The following is a 14,816-nucleotide window of genomic DNA, read 5'->3' as shown; positions in this document are numbered from 1 at the left end:
GTGACGATCGTCCGTCGTCGTTCCGTCGGGACGACCGTGGTGGCGACAGCCGTGGCGGTGACAACCGTGGTGGCGGTTTCCGTCGCGACGACCGGCGTGATGAGCGTCCCTCGTTCCGTCGCGATGACCGGCCTTCGTACCAGCGTGACGACCGCCGCGACGACCGCCGTGACGACAACCGCGGCGGTGGCTTCCGGCGCGACGACCGCGGTGGCGACAACCGCGGCGGTGGGTTCCGTCGGGACGACCGGGGTGGCGAGCGTCCCTCGTTCCGTCGTGACGAGCGGCCTTCGTACCAGCGTGACGACCGCCGCGACGACCGCCGTGACGACAACCGCGGCGGTGGCTTCCGGCGCGACGACCGCGGTGGCGACAACCGCGGCGGTGGGTTCCGTCGGGACGACAACCGGGGCGGTGGCGGTGGTTTCCGGCGGGACGACAGCCGTGGTGGCGGGTTCCGCGGGCGGGACGACCGGGGCGGCGACAGCCGTGGTGGGTACGGGCGTCGGGACGACCGGGGCGGTCGGGACCGGGACCGTGGCGACCGCGCGCCGATCAAGCGCCTGCCGATCCCGCCGGAGGTCACCGGTGAGGAGATCGACCCGGACGTGCGCCAGGAGCTGATGAGCCTGCCCAAGGGGCTCGCCGAGGACGTCTCGCGCAACCTCGTCATGGTCGCCCAGCTGATCGACGAGGACCCGGAGAAGGCCTACGGGTACTCCAGGGTCGCCCTGCGGCTCGCGTCCCGCGTCGCCGCCGTCCGCGAGGCCGCCGGGTTCGCCGCGTACGCCACGCAGAAGTACTCCGAGGCGCTGGCCGAGTTCCGGGCCGCGCGGCGGATGAGCGGTGGCGTCGAGCTGTGGCCCGTCATGGCCGACTGCGAGCGCGGCCTCGGCCGGCCCGAGCGGGCGCTCGCGATGGCCGGTGAGCCCGAGGTGCAGAAGCTGGACAAGGCCGGGCAGGTCGAGATGCGGCTCGTGGCCGCCGGCGCCCGCCGGGACCTGGGACAGCTCGACGCGGCCATCGTGACGCTGCAGAGCCCCGAGCTCGCCTCCGGCGCCGTTCACCCGTGGACCGCGCGCCTGCGGTACGCGTACGCCGACGCGCTCCTCGCCGCCGGCCGTGAGCAGGAGGCCCGGGAGTGGTTCGGCAAGGCCCTGGAAGCCGACAAGGACGGCGCCACGGACGCCTCCGACCGGCTGGCCGAGCTGGACGGCATCGAGTTCGTCGACGCGTTCGACGACTCGGACGACGAGAACGACGAGAACGACGAGAACCAGGACGAGGACGAGGACTTCGCCGGGGAGACGGACGGCGCCGTCGAGGACGACGACCGGGACGGCGACAAGGGCTGATCCGGTCCGGCACCCGTCATCGGTACCGGTGAGCGAGTGAAGAAGGGCGGCACCTCCGGGTGCCGCCCTTCTTCGTTTCCGTCTTCTCCGCCCTCGTCCTCGTCGTCCTCGGCGGTGCCGCTCAGTCCAGTGCGAGGCTTCTCAGGACCAGGCCGGTCGCCGGCTTCGGGCCGAAGGAGGTCGACTTGCGGGGCATGGTGACGCCCTGGCGGGCCAGGTCCCGGACGACCTCCTCGCGGACCGGGTGCATGAGGACCGCCGTACCGCCGCGGCGTTCCGCCTGGGCGACTGCCGCCTCGGTGTCGTGGATGTAGGCGATGTCCTCGGGGGCGTCCGGGACGTGCCAGACGTGCTCCAGGAGGGCGGAGTGCAGGACGGTCGCGTCCAGGGTCCGCCAGGCCTCGGGGCGGTCCGCGCGGATCGTCCGGTCGAGGAGGGCCGGGTCCGGGCGGTCCAGGAGGTGGAAGGCGCCGTCGCCCGCGAGCAGGAAGGCGTTGCCCCCGGCCGCGGCCGCCGCGAGGGCCTCCAGGGCCTCCGAGAGGGGCCCGTCGACGCGGCGCACCCGGAAGGAACCCTCGACGGCCGCGAGGGCGTCGGCGACCGGGAGGCGGTTGAGGAGCCGGTGGATGGCGCGGACCCGCAGGGGGTAGCGGGCGGTGTCGACCAGGAGGACCAGGCCGCGGTTCCAGGAGCCCGGCGCGACGTGCTCCTCGCGCAGGCGCAGGTACGTCGCCCAGCGGTGGTGGCCGTCGGCGATGAGGGCCTGGTGGCAGCCGAGGTCCGCGGCGACGGCGGCCTGCTCGGCCGGGTCCGTCACCGCCCACAGGCGGTGGCAGAAGCCGTCCTCGGTGGTGGTGGAGAGGAGCGGTTCGCGTTCCGCCGTCCGCTCGATCACCGCGTTCGCGCCTCCACGGCCCTCTCCGGCGGAGCCGTCCTCCCCGGCCGGGGCGCCCTCTCCGACGTAGGTGAGGAGCAGGGGTTCGAGGTTGGCCGCGGTCGTCCGCATCAGGGCGGCGCGGTCCTCGACCACGTGCGGCATCACGTCCTCGTGGGGGAGGACGATCCCGGCCTCGGGCGCGGAGAGCTCCAGGGCGCCGATGATCCCGCGCTGGAGGATCCCGTCGCCCCGCTGCTCGTACACGTAGAGCGCGGGCACCGGGTCGGGGGCGAGGACGCCGTCCGCGAGCCAGCGGTCGAGGGTGACGGCGGCCTTGCGGTGGCGGGTGCCGGCAGTGACCGCCTGCGGGAGGATCAGCCGGACGATGTTGTGCGGGTCCGCCGACTCCAGGTGGAGCAGCCCGTCAGGTCGTACGACGACGTCGTAGGGAGGGGACGTCACGGCGGCGAGGCTGCCGACCCGCTCGGGGACGTACCGGAGCCCCCGGAACGGGGCCAGGCGCAGTCCGGCGCCGTCGTCGCGGACGTCTTCGGCCGCGTGACCTGAGGTGTTCATCTCGACATCGTATGTGGGCCGGGTCATGAGCGATGATCGGGGGAGCGGGGACCACATCCGGCGAGGCGAGGAGCGAGCGTGACGGTGCGGGGCGGTCGGGAGCGGCGGGGTGGCGGCAGGACGCGGCCGGAGGGCAGCGCGGAGCCGCTGAGCGGGGCGTACGACACGGCGCTGCTCGATCTGGACGGGGTCGTGTACGCGGGTGGGCTCGCCGTTCCGTACGCCGTGGAGTCGCTCGGAGCGGCCCGGGACGGCGGGATGCGCCTCGCGTACGTCACCAACAACGCGCTGCGGACGCCGGAGGCGGTCGCGGAGCACCTCACGGAGCTCGGGGTGCCGGCGGAGGCCGGGGACGTGGTCACCTCGGCGCAGGCCGTCGCACGGCTGATCGCGGGCGAGGTGCCGCCCGGGTCCCGGGTGCTGCTCATCGGCGGCGAGGGCCTCGCGGTGGCGCTGCGCGAGCGGGGGCTGGTCCCGGTGGAGTCGGCGGACGACGACCCGGTGGCGGTCGTGCAGGGGTACGGCGGGCCGGAGCTGCCGTGGAAGCGGTTCGCGGAGGCGGCCTACGCGGTGGGGCGGGGCGTGCCGTGGTACGCCTCCAACACGGACCTGACGATCCCCGGCGCGCGCGGGATCGGGCCGGGGAACGGCGCGGCCGTGGAGGTCGTGCGGATCGCCACCGGAGGGCGCTTCGAGCCGAAGGCGGCGGGGAAGCCACTGCCGCCGATGCACCGGGAGACGGTGCTGCGGACCGGGGCGGAGCGGCCCCTCGTCGTCGGGGACCGGCTCGACACGGACATCGAGGGCGCGTTCAACGGCGGGGTCGACTCGCTGCTCGTCCTGACCGGGGTGACGGACGTGGCGCAGCTCCTCGCGGCCGTGCCCGAGCACCGGCCGACGTACGTGGCGGCCGATCTGCGGGGGCTGCTCACGGGCCAGCCGGAGGTGGTCGCCGACGGGGACGGCGGCTTCGTGTGCGGGGCGTGGCGGGCCTCGGCGGGCGGGGGCGCGCTGTCGGTCGAGCCGGTGGCGGCCGGGGAGGCGGACCCCCTGGACGGCGTACGGGCCCTGTGCGGGGCCGCGTGGTCGGCGGCGGAGGCGGGCGCGGACGCCCTGGACGCGGAGAAGGCGATCGCGCGGTTGGGGTTGTAGAGGGCTGTAGCCGGGGGCTGCGATCGGGGCAGGGTCCGCTGGTGCTGGTGCTGGTGCTGGTGCTGGTACTGGGGCCGGAGTTTCGGCAGATGCTGCGGTCGGGGCGGGGACCGGCCGGGGCTGCGGGCCGCGCAGGCGTTGTGGTCCGGCCGGGGACGTCGCGAGGGCTGTGACCGGGGCCGGAGCGGGCGACCGTCGGGCGGTTGCGGAAGTTGGGTAGGCTAACCTAACTCCGCTTGGGTCGTGGTCGTCAGCGTCCGCCACGGTCACGGACGAGGACACACGGGAGTCGCGGGTATGGACGGTCGGCAGAAGCAGCGTCTGAGCGCGGAAGCGGTCACGCTGGCGTACGAGCAGCGGGTCATCGCCCGCGACCTGTCCGTCGAGATACCCGACAACTCCTTCACCGTCATCGTCGGGCCGAACGCCTGCGGCAAGTCCACCCTGCTGCGCGCCCTCTCCCGGATGCTGAAGCCCGCCGAGGGACGCGTCCTGCTCGACGGGCAGTCGATCCACTCCCTGCCCGCCAAGAAGGTCGCCAAGACCCTCGGGCTGCTGCCCCAGACCTCCCTGGCCCCCGACGGCATCACCGTCTCCGACCTCGTCGCCCGCGGTCGCTACCCGCACCAGGGCCTGCTGCGCCAGTGGTCCCCCGAGGACGAGCGGATCACCCGGGAGTCGATGGAGGCGACCGGCGTCGCCGAGCTGGCCGACCGGTACGTGGACGAGCTCTCCGGCGGTCAGCGCCAGCGCGTCTGGATCGCCATGGCGCTCGCCCAGCAGACCCCGTTGCTCCTGCTCGACGAGCCGACGACCTACCTCGACATCCAGCACCAGATCGACGTGCTCGACCTGTGCGCCGAGCTGCACGAGACGCAGGGGCGCACGCTCGTCGCCGTCCTGCACGACCTCAACCACGCGGCCCGTTACGCGACCCACCTCGTCGCCGTCCGCGGCGGCGAGGTGGTCGCCGAGGGGCCGCCGTCCGAGGTCGTGACCGCCGAGCTGGTCGAGCGGGTCTTCGGGCTCCGCTGCCAGGTCATCGAGGACCCGGAGACGGGGACGCCGCTGGTCGTGCCCGCCGGGCGGAAGGCGCGCGCCGCCACCGCCGCGACGGCCGCGCCCGCGCTCCGGAAGTGACGCCGGGGCGGAAGCCGTGCCGCGGCGGCGCTACAGGAGCGAGCGCAGCCGCAGCAGGTCGCGGAAGCCGGCCTCCAGTCTGACCCGGCCCGAGGCCCAGGCCTTCGCGAAGTTCAGCCGCCCGTCCACCATCGCCACCAGGTCGTCCCCGGTCATCGCGAGCCGGATCTGCGCCTTGGCCGGCGGCGGGCCCTGCACGGTGGAGTCCACCCGGATCCGGCCGTCCGCGAGGCGGCCCGTGAAGGTGGTGTCCAGGTCGGTGACGTGGCAGCTCAGGGTGCGGTCGAGCGCGGCCGCGCCGCGCACGTCGCCGTCCGCCCGCGCGAGGTTGCCGGAAAGTCTGTCCAGTGCGCCGCGGCACTCCGTGATCGTCGCCATCGCCGTCGACGGTACCCCAGGGGTTCGCGGTAGCGTCGTGGCATGAGCGACGCGATGCCGGAACCGGTGCCGGATCCGCCGGTGGACGACCGGGCCGACGGCCGGGTCGATGACCGGGCCGACGACCGGACCGACGAAGGGGCCGGGGAGCCCGGCGGAACCGGGGAGCCCGGCGGGGCGGTCGGTGACGCGGCCGGCGAGCCCGCCGCCGCCGCGCCCCTCGGCGTCGCCCGGGAGCTCACCGGACACCCCGCCGTCGACGCCCGCCTCGCGCGTCTCGCCGAGGTCGACGCCCTCCCGGCGGACGGGCACCTGGAGGTGTACGAGGATGTACACCGCGGGCTGCGCGACGAGCTGACCTCGCTCGACGCGCCCCCCGCCCCCCGTCCGTACGACAACAGGAGCTGAACAGAACGTGGCAGGAGTGGCACGCCGCCGTCTCGACGCCGAGCTGGTCCGGCGCAAGCTCGCGCGCTCGCGGGAGCACGCCGGGCAGCTGATCGCCGCGGGCCGGGTGACCGTCGGCAAGACCGTCGCCACCAAGTCCGCCACCCAGGTCGAGACCGCCGCGGCCATCGTCGTCGCCCAGGACGGCTCCGACCCCGACTACGTCTCGCGCGGCGGCCACAAGCTCGCCGGGGCCTTCGAGGCCTTCGTCCCGCGGGGCCTCGTGGTCGAGGGGCGGCGCGCCCTGGACGCCGGGGCCTCCACCGGCGGCTTCACGGACGTCCTGCTGCGCGCGGGCGCGGCCCACGTCGTCGCCGTCGACGTCGGCTACGGACAGCTCGCCTGGTCGTTGCAGAGCGACGAGCGGGTCACCGTGAAGGACCGCACGAACGTACGCGAGTTGACATTGGAGGCCATCGACGGCGTGCCCGTCGACCTCGTCGTCGGCGACCTGTCCTTCATCCCGCTCGGCCTCGTCCTGCCCGCCCTGGCGGCCTGCACGGCGCCCGGCGCCGACCTGGTCCTCATGGTCAAACCGCAGTTCGAGGTGGGCAAGGAGCGGCTCGGCTCGGGCGGAGTCGTCCGTTCCGCCGAACTCCGCGCCGACGCCGTGAAGAACGTGGCCCGCCGGGCCGGCGAACTCGGGCTCGGCGTCCTCGGCGTCACCGCCAGCCCCCTGCCCGGCCCCTCCGGCAACGTCGAGTACTTTCTGTGGCTGCGGGCAGGGGCGCCCGCGCTGGATCCGGCGGACGTCGACCGCGCCGTGGCGGAGGGACCTCGTTGAGCTCAACGGAAGCACCACCAGAGACCGCACCACGCACCGTCTTCCTGCTCGCGCACACCGGCCGGCCGGCCGCCGTGCGCAGCGCCGAACTGGTCGTCCTGGGGCTGCTGCGCGCCGGGCTCGGCGTCCGCGTCCTGGAGGCCGAGGCGGCGGACCTGCCGCTGCCGTCCTCCGTGGAGAAGGTCCCGGAGGCCTGCTCCGAGGCGATCGACGACTGCGAACTCCTCGTCGTCCTTGGCGGTGACGGCACCCTGCTGCGCGGCGCCGAGTTCTCCCGGGCCTCCGGGGTGCCGATGCTCGGCGTCAACCTGGGGCGGGTCGGCTTCCTCGCGGAGGCCGAGCGCGACGACCTCGACAAGGTCGTGGAGCGGGTCGTCACCCGGGCGTACGAGGTCGAGGAGCGGATGACCCTCGACGTCACCGTGCACCAGAACGGCGACGTCCTGCACCAGGACTGGGCGCTCAACGAGGCGGCCGTGCAGAAGGTGTCCCCGGAGCGGATGCTGGAGGTCGTGCTCGCGATCGACGGGCGCCCGGTGACCGGCTTCGGCTGCGACGGGGTGATCTGCGCGACACCCACGGGCTCCACCGCGTACGCCTTCTCGGCGGGCGGGCCGGTCATCTGGCCCGAGGTCGAGGCGCTCCTCATGGTCCCGATCGGGGCCCACGCGCTCTTCGCCAAGCCGCTGGTGACCACCCCCGAGTCGGTGCTCGCGGTCGAGATCGAGCCGCACACCCCGCACGGGGTGCTGTGGTGCGACGGGCGGCGGACGGTGGAGCTCCCGGCGGGCGCGCGGGTCGAGGTCCGGCGGGGCGCCGTCCCGGTCCGGCTCGCCCGGCTGCACCACGCCTCCTTCACGGACCGGCTCGTCGCCAAGTTCGCCCTCCCGGTGTCGGGCTGGCGGGGCGCCCCGCGCTGACCGGCCGCTGCCTGCTGCCCGTCGCCCGTCGCCCGTCGCCCGTCGCCCGTCGCCCGTCGCCCGTCGCCCGTCGCCCGTCGCCCGTCGCCCGTCGCCCGTCGCCCGTCGCCCGAACGATCGGCGCGCCGGAGGGTTACGGCCGGGGCGATGTCGCATCGGACCAGGGAAACCTCGTATGGTCTGGGGCGTGCTGGAGGAGATGCGGATACGGTCGCTCGGGGTCATCGACGACGCTGTGGTCGAGTTGTCGCCCGGCTTCACCGCGGTGACCGGTGAGACCGGTGCGGGCAAGACCATGGTCGTGACCAGTCTGGGGCTGCTGCTCGGCGGCCGGGCCGACGCGGCGCTCGTACGGATCGGCGCGGCCTCGGCCGTGGTCGAGGGGCGGATCAGCGTGCCCCCGGGCGCGCCCGCCGCCGTGCGCGCCGAGGAGGCCGGGGCCGAGCTGGACGAGGGGGTGCTGCTCGTCAGCCGCACCGTCTCGGCCGAGGGGCGTTCCCGGGCCCACCTCGGCGGACGCTCCGTGCCCGTCGGACTGCTCGCCGAGCTCGCCGACGAACTCGTCGCCGTCCACGGCCAGACCGATCAGCAGGGCCTGCTCAAGCCCGCCCGGCAGCGCGGCGCGCTCGACCGGTACGCGGGGGAGGCCGTCTCGGTGCCGCTCGCCGCCTACGGCGAGGCGTACCGGCGGCTGCGGGCCGTCACCGCCGAGCTGGACGAGATCACCACCCGGGCCAGGGAGCGCGCCCAGGAGGCCGACCTGCTGCGCTTCGGGCTCGACGAGGTCGAGGCCGTCGCCCCGCTGCCCGGCGAGGACACCGAACTGGCCGCCGAGGCCGAGCGGCTCGGGCACGCCGAGGCCCTCGCCTCCGCCGCCGCGCTCGCGCACGCCGCGCTCGCGGGCTCGCCCGAGGACCCCGAGTCCGTCGACGCCACCACGCTCGTCGCGGGCGCGAGCCGGGCCCTGGAGGCCGTGCGCTCGCACGACCCGGCGCTCGCCGCGCTCGCGGACCGGATGGGGGAGATCTCCATCCTGCTCGCCGACGTGGCCACCGAGCTGGCCGGGTACGCCGACGACCTGGACGCCGACCCGCTGCGGCTCGCCGCCGTCGAGGAGCGGCGCGCGGCCCTCACCCAGCTCGTCCGCAAGTACGGGGACGGCGAGGGCGTCGGCGCGGTCCTGGCCTGGGCCGAGGAGAGCGCGGCCCGGCTCGGCGAACTGGACAACGACGACGACCGCGTCGAGGAGCTGACCGCCGAGCGGGACCGGCTGCGCGACGAGCTGTCGGCGCTCGCGCAGCGGCTCACCGACGCGCGGACGGAGGCGGCGGACCGGTTCGCGGCCGCCGTCACCGCCGAACTCGCCTCGCTCGCCATGCCGCACGCGCGCGTGTCCTTCTCCCTCGCGCAGACCGAGGACCCCGAGGGGGTCGAGGTCGGCGGCCGGCGGGTCGCGTACGGACCGTCCGGGGCCGACGAGGTCGAGCTGCTGCTCGCCCCGCACCCCGGCGCCCCGCCGCGGCCGATCGCCAAGGGCGCGTCCGGCGGCGAGCTGTCCCGGGTGATGCTGGCCGTCGAGGTCGTCTTCGCCGGGGTCGACCCGGTGCCCACGTACCTCTTCGACGAGGTCGACGCGGGCGTCGGCGGCAAGGCGGCCGTCGAGATCGGCCGCCGCCTGGCCAAACTCGCCAGGACCGCGCAGGTCGTCGTCGTCACCCACCTCCCGCAGGTGGCGGCCTTCGCCGACCGCCAGCTCCTCGTCGAGAAGACCAACGACGGCTCGGTGACCCGCTCCGGCGTCACCGTCCTGGAGGGCGAGGAGCGGGTCCGCGAGCTGTCCCGGATGCTCGCCGGCCAGGAGGACTCCGAGACGGCCCGGGCCCACGCGGAGGAACTCCTCGCGACGGCGCGGGCGGACGGATGAGGCGCCTCGCCGCGTTCGGCCTGGCCGGTGCGGTGACGCGGGGGGTGTACGAGGGGCTGCGGAGGCTCCCGCGCGACGCGCGGTGGACGCGGACGAACCACGCGGGGCGGGACGTCGACCTGTGCGCCGGGCCCGCCGTGGTGCTCGGGACGGCGGCCGGGAGCGGCAGCGTACCCGTCGCCCTCGCCGTGCTCGCGGCCGGGGCGTGCGGGGCGTACGACGACGTGAAGGGGGATCACCGGCGCGGTTTCCGGGCGCACTCGGCGGCGCTGCGGGACGGCGAGGTGACCGGCGGGGCCGTCAGGCTCCTCGGGATCGGGGCCGCCTCGCTCGCGGCCGGGGCGCTGCTCAAGGAGCGGCCCGTGGACAAGGTCCTCGCCGGGATCGTCGTCGCGGGCAGCGCCCATCTGGTGAACCTCGTGGACGTGCGGCCGGGGCGGGCCGGTCTCGCGGTGCTCGCGCTCGCCGCCCCCGGGCTGCTCCGCGGTTCTCCCGCCGCCGCCCCGATGGGGGCCGCGATCGCGGTCCTCGCGGACGACCTCGGCGAGCGGACCATGCTCGGCGACACGGGCGCGCACGCGCTCGGGGCCGCCGTCGGCGGGGCGATCGCGGCCGGGAACGGGCGGCTAGGGCTCGTCGCGCACGCGGCCGGGCTCGTCGCGGCCGCCGTCTGGGGGGAGCGCACGGCCTCCTCGCGCGCTCACCCGTGTGGGTGAACCCCTGAGGTGGGCGGGGGCGTCGGGCGCCCCCCGCGCAAGGGAACGACTCCATTTCGGTGCCGGAACGTGCGTACGGTCCGAGGCCCGGACTGGCATCCTTGGGCGCGTGACACAGCTCCGTACGGTCCAAGTGCTGGGCGGCGGCAGCGCGGGCGGCAGCGCTCACGTCCGATCACTCGCCTCGGGACTCGTGGCGAGGGGCGTGCGGGTGACCGTGTGCGCCCCTCCCGAGCTCGACCGCGTCCACGACTACCTCGGCGCCGGCGCGCGCTTCGTGCCCCTGCCGCGCCTCGGCGACCCCGCCGCCGTCACCGCCCTGCGCAACACCTGCGTCGGCGCGGACATCGTCCACGCGCACGGCCTCCAGGCCTCCGTGCGGGCCGCGCTCGCGCTGTCCGGCGGGGCGCCGGTCCCGCTGGTGACGACCTGGCACACCCGGAGCCACGCGGAGGGCGCGCGCGGCGGGGTGCTCCGGCTCCTCGAACGGCGGACCGTACGGGCCGCGAGCGTCGTCCTCGCGACCTCCTCCGAACTGGTCGACCGGGCCCGGCGGCGCGGCGCCCGCGACGCCCGGCTCGCCCCCGTCACGGCGCCCGCCGCGCACGGACCGGTCTGCCTCCACGACGGCAAGGCGCGCGCCGAACTCGGCGCCGTCGACCGCCCGCTGCTCATGGCCGTCGGGGCGCTCGAACGCGGCCGGGGCTACCGGACCCTGCTCGACGCGGCCCGGCGGTGGCGGGACCTCGACCCGCAGCCGCTCCTCGTGATCGCCGGCGAGGGGCGCGAACGGGCCTTCCTCCAGCGGCGGATCACCGACGAGGACCTGCCGGTCCGGCTGATCGGCAGCCGCGAGGACGTCGCCGAACTGCTCGCGGCGGCGGACGTCGCCGTCCTGCCGTCCCGCTGGGAGGCCCGCTCCCCGCTCGCCCAGGAGGCGCTGCGGCTCGGCGTGCCGCTCGTCGCGACGGCGGTCGGCGGGGTGCCGGAACTCGTCGGCGACGCCGCCGAACTGGTGCCGTACGGGGACTCCGCGGCCCTCGCGGCGGCGGTGCGGGGCCTCCTGGAGGACGCCGACCGGCGGATGGACCTGGCGGCGGCGGGCCGGGTCCAGGCGGGCACGTGGCCGACCGAGGACGACACGGTGGCGCACGTGCTCAGCGTGTACGACGAGCTGGCGGGGCGCTGACGGACCCCGTTGCCGGGCACGGACGGCGGACGGGCCGGGCGCTGACGGGCCCCGTGACCGTCGTGGGGGCTACGAGGTGTGGCGGCGGGCCCTGAGGGCCAGGGAGAGCGCCAGGACCGTCTGGGGGTCGTCCAGGTCCGTGCCCAGGAGCTCCGAGATGCGGGCGAGCCGGTTGTAGAGGGTCTGCCGGTTGAGGTGCAGCTCGCGGGCCGTCTCCGCCTTGCGGCCCGCGTGGGCCAGATACGTCTCCAGGGTGGGCAGCAGCGGCGGCCGGGAGGTCCGGTCGTGCTCCTGGAGGGGGCCGATCGCACGGTCCACGAAGGCCCCGAGCACCGTGTCCCCGTGGAAGTGCAGCCGCCACAGCAGCAGGTCGATGTCGAGGCGCCGCGCGTCGTACCAGGGCAGGTCCGACAGGCCCTGCGCCGCCGTCGCCGTCTCCGCGGCGTGCCGCAGGCCCGCCGAGGCCGCCGCCCAGCCGCCCGCCACGCCCACCACGATCACCGGCGGGTGCGTGCCCGCGCGCTCCAGGCCGGCCCGCTCCACGCCCGCGCGCAGGGCCGCCGCGACCCGGTCCGCGACCGCCGTCCGCTCGGTCTCCGAACGCAGGCCGAGCAGGAGCGGCACCCGGCCCTCGACCGGGCGGACGCCGAGCAGCACGGGGACGCCGACGGAGGACAGCTCCTCCAGGACCGCCCGGGCGAGCAGCGCCCAGTTCCCCGAGGGGGACAGCTCCGGGGCCAGGCGCATCACCACCGGCAGGAGCGGGCCGTCGCCCGGCTTGAAGCCGAGCACCCGGGCCTGCGCCGGGGCGTCCTCGGCGGTGATCCTGCCCTCCGCCAGGTCCGTCAGGAAGTCGCCCCGGCCGCGCGCGGCCAGCTCCTCCTCCTGCCGCGCCTGCATGAGGACGACCGCGAGGAGCCCGGCCGCCCGCTCGGCTGCCATCCGGTGCACGGGGGAGAGGGCCCCGGAGACCGCCAGGAGCACCAGGCGGGCCCGCACCGAGCCCGTGCCGGGGCCGCCGCCGGGCACGTCGACCAGGACCGTGCCGGTGGGCGGGCCCGACTCGCGGGCCGCCCGTCCGCCGCGCAGCCCGTCCCACACCTGGAGCGGGTCGGCGGGCGCGGACTCCGTGCCCGCCGCGTACAGGAGCTGTCCGTCGGGGGTCTCCAGGAAGACCGGGTTGGCGGCGAAGCCGGAGAGGATCCGCAGCACCTGCGGGACCCCGCCGCCGCCGAGCAGGGCCTCCGTGCACTGCCGGTGGACCTCCTCGGCCCGCCGCTGGAGGGCGTAGTGGCCGTTGACGATCTCGGTGTGGATCTCCTCCGTCACCGTCACGAACGGCACCTCGCGGTGCAACTGCACCAGCGGCAGGCCCGCCGTCCGCGCGGCCTCCACGATCGTCGCCGGGAGGCGGGCGAAGCGCGGTCCCAGCTCCACCACGAGCGCCGCGATGCCCCGGTCGGCGAGCCGACGCACGAAGGCCCGCTGCTCGGCCGGCCGGGTCCCGAGCCCGAGGCCCGTGGTGAGGAGCAGCTCGCCGCCCTTGAGCAGCGACGCGATGTTCGGCACCTCGCCCGCGTGCACCCAGCGCACCGTCCGGTGCAGCCGGTCCGCGCCGGCGACGACCTCCGGGAGCCCGCCGCGCAGGCCGGGGAGTTCGAGGGCCCGCTGCACGGTGATACCGCCCTGGTTGTCCATGGCCCCGGACGCTACCCGCGTCCGACTTCCGGCGACATCACCCCGCGGTCACGGCGCCGGACGCCCCGTGCGCCGGCCCGACAACTCGTCGCCCCCGGAGGGGGATTGCGCGATCATGTGTCGAGTGTGTCCTGCGTCACCCGCGGAGGGGGGGCGGGACGGGCGGGCGGTCCTCAGGCCGCCGGGGTGATGTTGTGGTTGAAGCGGAACACGTTCTCGGGGTCGTACGCCGCCTTCACCCCGGCCAGCCGGCGGGCGTTCTCCGCGCCGAGGCCCGCCTCCACCCGGTCCGCGCCCTCGGAGCCGATGAAGTTCAGGTACACGGCGCCGACCGCCCACGGCCGCATGTCGGCCCGGACGTCCCGCACCCAGCGGATCACCCGCTCGTCGTCGGCCGGGTCCCCCCACACCCCGAAGGGGTGCACGGCCCACGGAGCCGTGCGCCACGGCAGCGGATGGTTCGAGGGCCCGTCCGCCACCCGTCCGCCCATCGGGAAGACCAGGTGCTGGGTCCCGGTGGGCACCGGCATGTCCCGCTCCCGCGCGCAGAAGCGGTCCACGGCCTCGTCGGGGAAGCCGTCCAGGTACTCGGCCGACCAGTAGTTCCGCTGCCCCGGCGGGTCGTCCAGCATGCACTGGAAGTCGGCGTACGGGATCTCCGCCACCACCGTCGCCGCCGGGCCGAGCGCGAGCAGCGGCGCCATCGCCTCCCGCAGCTCCGCCTCCGGTCCGGCGTACGTCGTCAGCACCACGTAGACCGGCGTCCCCACCAGCTCCGGCGGGACGAAGTCCTCCGGCGGGGCCGTCAGGCAGAGCACCGCGCCGCCCGCCGCGTCGGGGGCCGGGGCGTCGAACAGGTCCCGGTACGCGCGGACCGCCGCGGGCCCCGTCTCCGGCGTGAACACCAGCAGCGCGAAGCAGAACTCCGGCAGCTCGTGCACCCGCAGGGTCAGCGAGGTGACCACCCCGAAGTTCCCGCCGCCGCCGTGCAGCGCCCAGAACAGCTCCGGGTTCTCCCCGGCGTCGGCGTGCACGTGCCGGCCCTCGGCCGTGACCAGCTCGGCGGAGAGCAGGCTGTCGCAGGCGAGGCCGAACCTCCGCTCCAGCCAGCCCGAGCCGCCGCCGAGCGCGAACCCGCCGACCCCGGTCGTGGACGCCCGCCCGCCGGTCACCGCCACGTGGAACGGCTGGCAGGCGCGGTCCAGGTGCGACATGGTCGCCCCGCCCCCGACCCGTACCGTCATCTGCTCGGGGTCCGCGACCACCGCGTGCATCCGGCGCAGGTCCACCACCAGGCCGCCGTCGTTGAGCGCGGTGCCGGCGACGGAGTGGCCGCCGCCGCGTACCGCGATCGGCAGGCCGGCCTCCCGGCCGAAGAGCACCGCCCGGGAGACGTCCTCGGGGGTCGCGCACTGGGCGACGACGGCCGGACGCCGGTCGATCATGCCGTTGAAGACGGTCCTCGCCGCGTCGTAGCCGGGATCGTCCGGCACGAGGACCTCACCCGCCAGGTCCTCGCGGAGACCGGCCAGGGCGCTGTCGGGGACGGGCGTTCGGGGAGCCATGGGGTGCCCCCCTTCCTTGCGGGGGACAGGACCCTTTCATCGTAGGTCCGGCCCCCGGCCCGTGCTCCCCGGCCTCCGCCGCGGCCCGGCCCCCG

The 14,816-nt window shown here is 75.9% G+C and carries 13 protein-coding genes and 1 pseudogene; 10 read left to right on the top strand and 4 right to left on the bottom strand.

The window, feature by feature from the left end; translation table 11 throughout:
- Both ACIQKA_RS26070 and ACIQKA_RS26065 read left to right on the top strand, forming a co-directional pair.
- Window positions 1-624, top strand: a pseudogene (locus ACIQKA_RS26070) (hypothetical protein); the annotation flags it as partial.
- Window positions 564-1,355, top strand: a complete 792-nt coding sequence (locus ACIQKA_RS26065; RefSeq protein ID WP_391096090.1) for a hypothetical protein — start codon at window positions 564-566, stop codon at window positions 1,353-1,355. The pseudogene ACIQKA_RS26070 and the gene ACIQKA_RS26065, both read left to right, overlap by 61 nt.
- Before the next feature lie 121 nt (window positions 1,356-1,476).
- Here ACIQKA_RS26065 and ACIQKA_RS26060 read toward each other — a convergent pair whose 3' ends face one another.
- Window positions 1,477-2,808, bottom strand: a complete 1,332-nt coding sequence (locus ACIQKA_RS26060) for a DUF1015 family protein (RefSeq protein WP_402542521.1) — start codon at window positions 2,806-2,808, stop codon at window positions 1,477-1,479.
- 78 nt (window positions 2,809-2,886) lie between these two features.
- On the opposite strand from ACIQKA_RS26060, the gene ACIQKA_RS26055 reads away from it, so the two are divergent.
- On the top strand, window positions 2,887-3,960 hold the full coding sequence (locus ACIQKA_RS26055) for an HAD hydrolase-like protein (RefSeq protein WP_390112057.1): 1,074 nt from the start codon (window positions 2,887-2,889) through the stop codon (window positions 3,958-3,960).
- Window positions 3,961-4,257: 297 nt separating this feature from the next.
- Window positions 4,258-5,100, top strand: a complete 843-nt coding sequence (locus tag ACIQKA_RS26050) for an ABC transporter ATP-binding protein (protein ID WP_383159095.1) — start codon at window positions 4,258-4,260, stop codon at window positions 5,098-5,100.
- Between the two features lie 30 nt (window positions 5,101-5,130).
- Here ACIQKA_RS26050 and ACIQKA_RS26045 read toward each other — a convergent pair whose 3' ends face one another.
- Entirely contained in the window at window positions 5,131-5,478 is a 348-nt protein-coding gene (locus ACIQKA_RS26045) for an SCP2 sterol-binding domain-containing protein (RefSeq protein WP_383159098.1), read from the bottom strand.
- Window positions 5,479-5,520: 42 nt separating this feature from the next.
- Between ACIQKA_RS26045 and ACIQKA_RS26040 the strand changes: the two genes are divergently transcribed.
- The 6 genes from ACIQKA_RS26040 (at window position 5,521) to ACIQKA_RS26015 (ending at window position 11,458) form a co-directional block, all read left to right on the top strand.
- Complete coding sequence (locus tag ACIQKA_RS26040; RefSeq protein ID WP_390112064.1) at window positions 5,521-5,886, top strand: hypothetical protein; 366 nt, start codon at window positions 5,521-5,523, stop codon at window positions 5,884-5,886.
- Window positions 5,887-5,893: 7 nt separating this feature from the next.
- Window positions 5,894-6,709, top strand: a complete 816-nt coding sequence (locus tag ACIQKA_RS26035; RefSeq protein WP_383159103.1) for a TlyA family RNA methyltransferase — start codon at window positions 5,894-5,896, stop codon at window positions 6,707-6,709.
- A complete protein-coding gene (locus ACIQKA_RS26030) occupies window positions 6,706-7,629 on the top strand; it encodes an NAD kinase (protein ID WP_391095967.1) in 924 nt (307 codons plus the stop codon). The genes ACIQKA_RS26035 and ACIQKA_RS26030 overlap by 4 nt, the downstream gene beginning before the upstream one ends.
- Before the next feature lie 175 nt (window positions 7,630-7,804).
- Window positions 7,805-9,553, top strand: a complete 1,749-nt coding sequence (gene recN, locus ACIQKA_RS26025) for a DNA repair protein RecN (protein WP_383159105.1) — start codon at window positions 7,805-7,807, stop codon at window positions 9,551-9,553.
- Window positions 9,550-10,269 (top strand): hypothetical protein, encoded by a 720-nt coding sequence (locus ACIQKA_RS26020; RefSeq protein ID WP_383159108.1) that lies wholly within the window; start codon window positions 9,550-9,552, stop codon window positions 10,267-10,269. The genes recN and ACIQKA_RS26020 overlap by 4 nt, the downstream gene beginning before the upstream one ends.
- A gap of 109 nt (window positions 10,270-10,378) precedes the next feature.
- The gene (locus ACIQKA_RS26015; RefSeq protein WP_402542519.1) at window positions 10,379-11,458 is read left to right on the top strand and encodes a glycosyltransferase family 4 protein; all 1,080 of its coding nucleotides are present in this window, start codon (window positions 10,379-10,381) and stop codon (window positions 11,456-11,458) included.
- Between the two features lie 69 nt (window positions 11,459-11,527).
- On the opposite strand, the gene ACIQKA_RS26010 is transcribed toward ACIQKA_RS26015, so the two are convergent.
- The gene (locus tag ACIQKA_RS26010; RefSeq protein ID WP_383159113.1) at window positions 11,528-13,156 is read right to left on the bottom strand and encodes a PucR family transcriptional regulator; all 1,629 of its coding nucleotides are present in this window, start codon (window positions 13,154-13,156) and stop codon (window positions 11,528-11,530) included.
- 173 nt (window positions 13,157-13,329) lie between these two features.
- Window positions 13,330-14,721: an FAD-binding oxidoreductase gene (locus tag ACIQKA_RS26005; RefSeq protein ID WP_402542518.1), complete on the bottom strand. Its 1,392-nt coding sequence runs from the start codon at window positions 14,719-14,721 to the stop codon at window positions 13,330-13,332.
- Between the last annotated feature and the right edge of the window lie 95 nt (window positions 14,722-14,816).

Origin of the sequence: Streptomyces sp. NPDC092045 (genome assembly GCF_044756005.1) — a bacterium.
GTDB lineage: Bacteria > Actinomycetota > Actinomycetes > Streptomycetales > Streptomycetaceae > Streptomyces.
The sequence above is the reverse complement of the archived record's forward strand: the minus strand, read 5'-3'. Positions and strand labels throughout refer to the sequence as shown.